Raw genomic sequence first — 5,772 nt, 5'->3', positions numbered from 1 at the left:
CGTTTCTGCGGGGAGGCGAACTATAGCAAAGCCTCCCCGGAGTAGCAAGACTTATTCTGATAATGTCGTCGCCAGGTAGTGTGGATCGGCGCGGATGCTTCCCTGGTTGAACGGCAGCAGCGGCCAGGTCTTCTGCGAATACAAGGACAACTGGTCGACGTGGTAAGGCGACGCCGGATCGACCGATTGCCCGTACAGCAGCATCGCCTGCGCCACCGGCCCCGCCTCGTCGAACGTCACGGTTTGCACGTAGCTGGTTCCCCATCCTATCTGGTGATAGCCGTCGGCCTGCAGCGCTGTTTCCATATGAATGGAGTTGTAGGAGCCATCGATATCGCCGACCGCTCCGTGCAGCGGCACCCGCACGCCATTGCGCGTATCGCTCTGATAATCGCCCAGGCGTCCGTCCAGCGGCACCGACAACGCCGACATGTACTGCGCCGCTTCCTTCAGCGCCGCCAGCATGGCCGGTCCCGCCGCCGGCGCCAGGCCACGCGGCGTATTCACCGGATCGGCCGCATCCAGCGGAACCGCCCATTTGTCCGGAATTGACGATGCCCGATTCCAGAACTCGCGAAACAGCACCGCGCCCCGGCTATCGAGATTGGCGCGCCGGTCCCATGCACCCAGCGCACGGCATGCCTGCGCCACCAGGACATCGACCGAAACGCGGCACAGGGGAAGCAATTCCGGAAGCATCAATTCGGCCGCATACACGCGATTGGCAAACGCCAGTTCCTGCACGTCGCCCATATGCAGCCGCTTCTCAAGCAGGGCATCTTCGAGCTGCCTGAATCCGATCCGCGTGCGCAGCATCTGGGCCACGCCGACCGCCCCATACAGCGGCGAATAGCCGAACGGCGCCGGCCCGGTCAACAAGGCGCGCGGATTCGACAGCCAGTAGCTGTCATTCGAATTGCCGACATAATCGGTGCGCAGCATCCACGGCGCATCGACAGGCGAATGCACGCCCGCCGGCGCCCGTGCGTCATGCGCCCAGGCGCACGCGCTGCGCGAGCCATCGAACATCAGCAGCTGCGGCAGCACCAGACAATCCGACGCGAACATCGCGGCGCCGACCTTGGGAACCAGGCTCGTGTCGGCGTACAGCACATGGCCATTGCGGTCGGCGGCAAGGGTATTCACCCAGGGCAGTCCCACGATCGTGTCGAGCGACGCTTTCATGTCGCGTACATTGCGGGCGCTTCCCAAGCCGATCCATTGTTCGATTAGGCGCGTATTGTGGCGGTTTGCATCGGCCAGCACGTGCACCGCCTGCGCCGACCAGCTCATGCCGGCTTCCGGCTTGACCAGCACCACGCCTTGCCTGGTGAAATAGAAAGTCTTGCTGCGCGTGGCCATGCCGCCATCCGGCCGCAGGCTGTCGACGCTCACCGTCTTCGATGTCATCTTGGCGGGTACACCATCGTACAGATAGGTGGTGCCACCCGGATCGGCAGGGTCGAGCGCCAGCCTGAATGTCGTGAAATGGACGGCGCGGGTCACGGTATGCGTCCACGCCACATCCTTGTTAAAGCCGATGACGATCATCGGAATGCCGCCCAGGATGACGCCCATGGCATCGTATCGCCCCGGAATGGTCAGGTGCGCCTGATAAAAGCGGTCGGTGCCGGTCCAGGGGTAATGCGGATTACCGAGCAGGATGCCGCGCCCGCTCGCCGTCACATCCTTGCCCAGCGCAAGTCCATTGCTTCCTAATTGCTCCCTGGTCAAACGCTCAAGCCGGCGCTGCAAAAAACCGGGATCGCCGGCCGTCACCGGCGCGCCCTTGCCAGCTGGTGGAATGCCGCCCTCGCGCGCGCCATCGACAATCTCTTGCGCGAATACCTGGCCGGAGGCATGCAGCGCTTTCTCGGCCAGTACCAGCATCATGTCTTCGTACGTAATCGGCCTGACCCAAGGCGCCCTGTTGCACGCCGCAGGATAACGCCCGGCGTAATCCCTGAGATAGCGGTTATAGCCGGCCGCATAGCCGGTCAGCAGATCGCGCGCTTCGTGGCTGCCGGCGGCATAGCCGGCTTTTAGCTGGTCCGCATCGAGATAGCCCTTGAAGAAAAAATCGCTGTCCTCGTTATTGAGTTTCATGAAGTCGCTGTTGGCGCCGTATTCGCCGTTCGTCGCCGGGGTAGCCGGTTTATCCGCGCCGAAAAAGCGCGAGCGCTCGCCGCGCACCGTCAAAATGGTATCGGCGAACATGCACACATTGTCCTGTGCGTAGGCATAGGCGAGGCCGTAACCGATACCGCGAAAATCGTTCGCGCGGATATGCGCGATGCCGTGCGACGTACGCGCCAGTTCGGCATGGAAGTGCGGCGGCGCCGCTACCGGCAGGCCAGGCGCCTGGTCACTGCGTCCGCAGCCGGCAAAGGCAAGCGCGGCCAGGCCTGGCGCCAGTGCGCGCAATCGAAGCCGACTGTGGCGGCCTATCCCCGTAAACACGCATCTCATGGTGACTCCCTTTCGCTTTACCGGCCGGGATGACCGACAGGCAATCGTACGAATGCCGGTCCTGGCCGTATTGAGAGCAGTCAACAAAAGGATGGCGCGCCATGCCGGGCTCAGTACGGACTGGCGGTCGGACGCACGATGATTTCGCTCACATCGACGTCGGCCGGCTGGTCGATGGCGAAGCGAATGGCGCTGGCGATGGCCGACGGGGCGATCGCCACGCGCCGGAAGTCGCGCATGGCCTCGCGCGCCAGCGGATCGGAAGTCGTTTCCGCCAGTTCCGACTCGGTCACGCCGGGCGAGATGACGGTCACGCGGATATCGCCGCCGACTTCCTGGCGCAAACCTTCCGATATCGCGCCGACGGCGAACTTGGTGGCGCAGTAGACGGCGGCGGTGGGACTGACCGCGTGGCCGCCGATCGACGACAGGTTGATGAGCTGGCCCGAGCGCTGCTCCTGCATCACGGGCAAGACGGCGGCGATACCGTGCAGGACGCCACGGATATTTACGTCGATCATGTGATTCCATTCATCGACCTTGAGTGCGTCGAGCCTGGACAAGGGCATGACGCCGGCGTTGTTGACGAGTACGTCGACGCGCTTGTACACGTCGAGCGCGAACGCCACGAAGGCGTGCACGTCGTCGAGGCGGCGCACATCCATCGCGAAGCTCTCGGCTGCGCCGCCTTCGCTGCGGATCTCGGCAACCAGGGCCTTCAGGCGGTCGGCACGGCGCGCGCCGAGCACCAGGCGATATCCGTGACGTCCGAGCAGGCGCGCGGTGGCGGCGCCGATGCCGCTGCTGGCGCCGGTGATGAGGACAACTTTCTGGAGGGGGTGGTGATGGCTGGACATGTGCAACTCCTTGAGTAGGGGACAGGTGAGGCATCTTACAAATCCCGGGTGCGCACGGAAATACACAGGACTCTCGCCGGATTGCCTGTTTCTACAAGGCGTGCAAGCACGGCCGGCGAGGCGCGCCATCGAGGTCCGATCGCCGCTGGGGCGGGCTTGGAGCAGAGCCAGTGCCTGGTGGGAAAAAAGAAAAATTCGTGGCTTTCGTTAGGTGTAATATTCGTCGAGGTGCGCGTGCGATTGCTCACGGCATCGAGGAACTTAAAAAAAGAAAACCGGCAGCATTGCCGGACGATTTGTCTGGGGATGGGGAATGGGTTTGACGGCGAACACCAAGATCGACTGGCGCACGGGACGCGCACAGCCGCGATCGTCCGATCATCCTTTGCACCTCGATGTGAGGATGCTCTGAGTCAAGCATCCGTCAAGACCTATCTGCCGTGGGTGGTCGCCGCCGCGCTGTTCATGGAACAGCTCGACGCGACCATCGTCAATACGGCGATTCCGAGCATCGCGGCCAGCCTGGGCGTAAGTCCGCTCAGCCTGAAATCGATCGTCTCCAGTTATATCCTCAGCCTGGCCGTCGGTATTCCGGTCAGCGGGTGGATGGCCGACCGTTTCGGCACGCGCCGCGTCTTCGCGGTGGCGATCGTGGTCTTTACGCTGGCATCGGTCCTGTGCGGCCTGGCGGTCAACGCGCCGATGATGATCGCCGCCCGTTTGCTGCAGGGGCTGGGCGGCGCCATGATGATGCCGGTCGGCCGCCTTGCCATCATCCGCACCTTTCCCAAGTCCGAATTGCTTGGGGCGATGAACTTCGTGATCATCCCGGCGCTGATCGGCCCGCTGCTGGGGCCGACAGTGGGCGGGCTGGTCGTGCACTGGGTGTCGTGGCGCTACATTTTTTTCATCAACGTGCCGGTCGGCCTGGTTGCGCTGTTCCTCGTGTTTCGCTACATGCCCGATTACCGCGCGGCGCAGCAGCGTCCGCTCGATGTGGTCGGCCTGATCCTGTTCAGCTCGGGGACGGCCTTGCTGTCGTGGTTCCTCGAAATTTTCGGAGAGCACACGCTGGCGCCACTGACCGCAGCAGCCATTTTGGCGTCGTCGCTGGGCTTGCTGGGCGGGTACGCCCTGTATGCGCGCGGCAGGAAGTTTCCGCTATTGCGCTTGTCGCTGTTTCGCATCCGCACCTTCCGCATCGCCGTGCTGGGCGGCTTTCTGACCCGGCTGGGACTGGGCGGAATGCCGTTTTTGCTGCCGCTGCTGTACCAGGTCGGTTTGGGTTTTCCGGCGTGGAAATCGGGCTTGCTGATGATGCCGGCTGCAATCGCGGCAATGGCGATGAAACTGGTGTCGCAACGCTTGCTGCAGCGCTTCGGCTATCGCCAGATCCTGGTGGTCAATACCGTCTGCATCGGGCTGACCATCGGCCTGTTTGCCTTTGTCGGCGCCGACACGCCGCTGGTCCTGATCGTGATGCTCGGGCTGACGCAGGGGTTCTTCAATTCGCTGCAGTTCTCGTGCATGAATTCGCTCGCGTATGCCGATGTCGACGACCAGGATTCCAGCATGGCCAGCACGATGTCGAGCTCGTTCCAGCAGTTGTCGATGAGTTTCGGGCTGGCTGCCGGATCGCTGGTGACCGCCTGGTTCCTCGGCGATGTGCCGCAAACCGACCGGACCATGGTGATCGGCGCGCTGCATCATGGGTTTGCAACACTGTCGATCATTACCGTGATTTCGTCGCTGACCTTCTGGCGCTTGCAACAGAACGATGGCGAAAGTATCAGCCGCGGTACGGCGCTCAGGCTGTAGCGATGAAACCGCTCGGTACGCACCGGTTTCCGATGTTGGCAAACCACAGGTGCGCTGTCTATTTGTCGACTCAAATAATTTTCTCGTAGAAAATTTCTCGTGCTGACATACTGATTTTTTGCCAACTCCGCCTTCATCGATAGCGCTGGCATTATCTCTCCCAAGCTTGAAACATACAGGCATCGGGACGGCTATGTTGCGGATCTCAAGACAACGTCTTCCTTGAAAGTCGGAACCTACACGACAAACCTGGAAGTCCGTTTTCGAAGACGACCGAGCGATTTGCAAGAAGCGCGCGCCGGGATCGCCCTGGCTCGTTCCACATTGAGGGTAAGGGTTCACCCTGGGGGCACCATCTGTAGACGACAACTATGCGCGGGCGGCGGCGCAACTGGCGGCGTACGCGGCAAAGACCGGGGCGTTCCTGTGGTCCTCCGGTGCATTGAAGTGAGTAATGGCCCGCAGCAATGCTGGCTATTTTTTTGTGCTGCCTGGCACGGGCGTACCAGCAGGCGAAAAAAAACCCCACCTGCACGAAACGCGATTGAGCGCGTTGGCTGGTGGGGCTTTCTCATATAACTAGCCTGACGATGACCTACTTTCACACTGGTTGCAGCACTATCATCGG

3 protein-coding genes are annotated in these 5,772 nt (G+C 62.1%); 1 reads left to right on the top strand and 2 read right to left on the bottom strand.

Features of this window, described 5'->3' with window-relative positions:
- Positions 1-51 precede the first annotated feature (51 nt).
- A complete protein-coding gene (locus tag EJB06_RS31335; protein WP_229427387.1) occupies positions 52-2,424 on the bottom strand; it encodes a penicillin acylase family protein in 2,373 nt (790 codons plus the stop codon).
- Positions 2,425-2,579: 155 nt separating this feature from the next.
- Entirely contained in the window at positions 2,580-3,326 is a 747-nt protein-coding gene (locus EJB06_RS31330; RefSeq protein WP_126077946.1) for an SDR family oxidoreductase, read from the bottom strand.
- Positions 3,327-3,791: 465 nt separating this feature from the next.
- Here EJB06_RS31330 and EJB06_RS31325 point away from each other — a divergent pair, with 465 nt between their 5' ends.
- Positions 3,792-5,144: a DHA2 family efflux MFS transporter permease subunit gene (locus EJB06_RS31325; RefSeq protein ID WP_229427388.1), complete on the top strand. Its 1,353-nt coding sequence runs from the start codon at positions 3,792-3,794 to the stop codon at positions 5,142-5,144.
- The last annotated feature ends 628 nt before the right edge of the window (positions 5,145-5,772 follow it).

It is taken from the genome of Massilia atriviolacea (assembly GCF_003953935.1).
Taxonomy (GTDB): Bacteria; Pseudomonadota; Gammaproteobacteria; order Burkholderiales; family Burkholderiaceae_D; genus Telluria_A; species Telluria_A atriviolacea.
The sequence above is the reverse complement of the archived record's forward strand: the minus strand, read 5'-3'. Positions and strand labels throughout refer to the sequence as shown.

Bases quoted from the DNA above. Each gene is read 5' to 3' on its own strand.
- EJB06_RS31325 (WP_229427388.1), top strand. From the start codon at position 3,792: ATGGAACAGCTCGACGCGACCATCGTCAATACGGCGATTCCGAGCATC.
- EJB06_RS31330 (WP_126077946.1), bottom strand. From the start codon at position 3,326: ATGTCCAGCCATCACCACCCCCTCCAGAAAGTTGTCCTCATCACCGGC.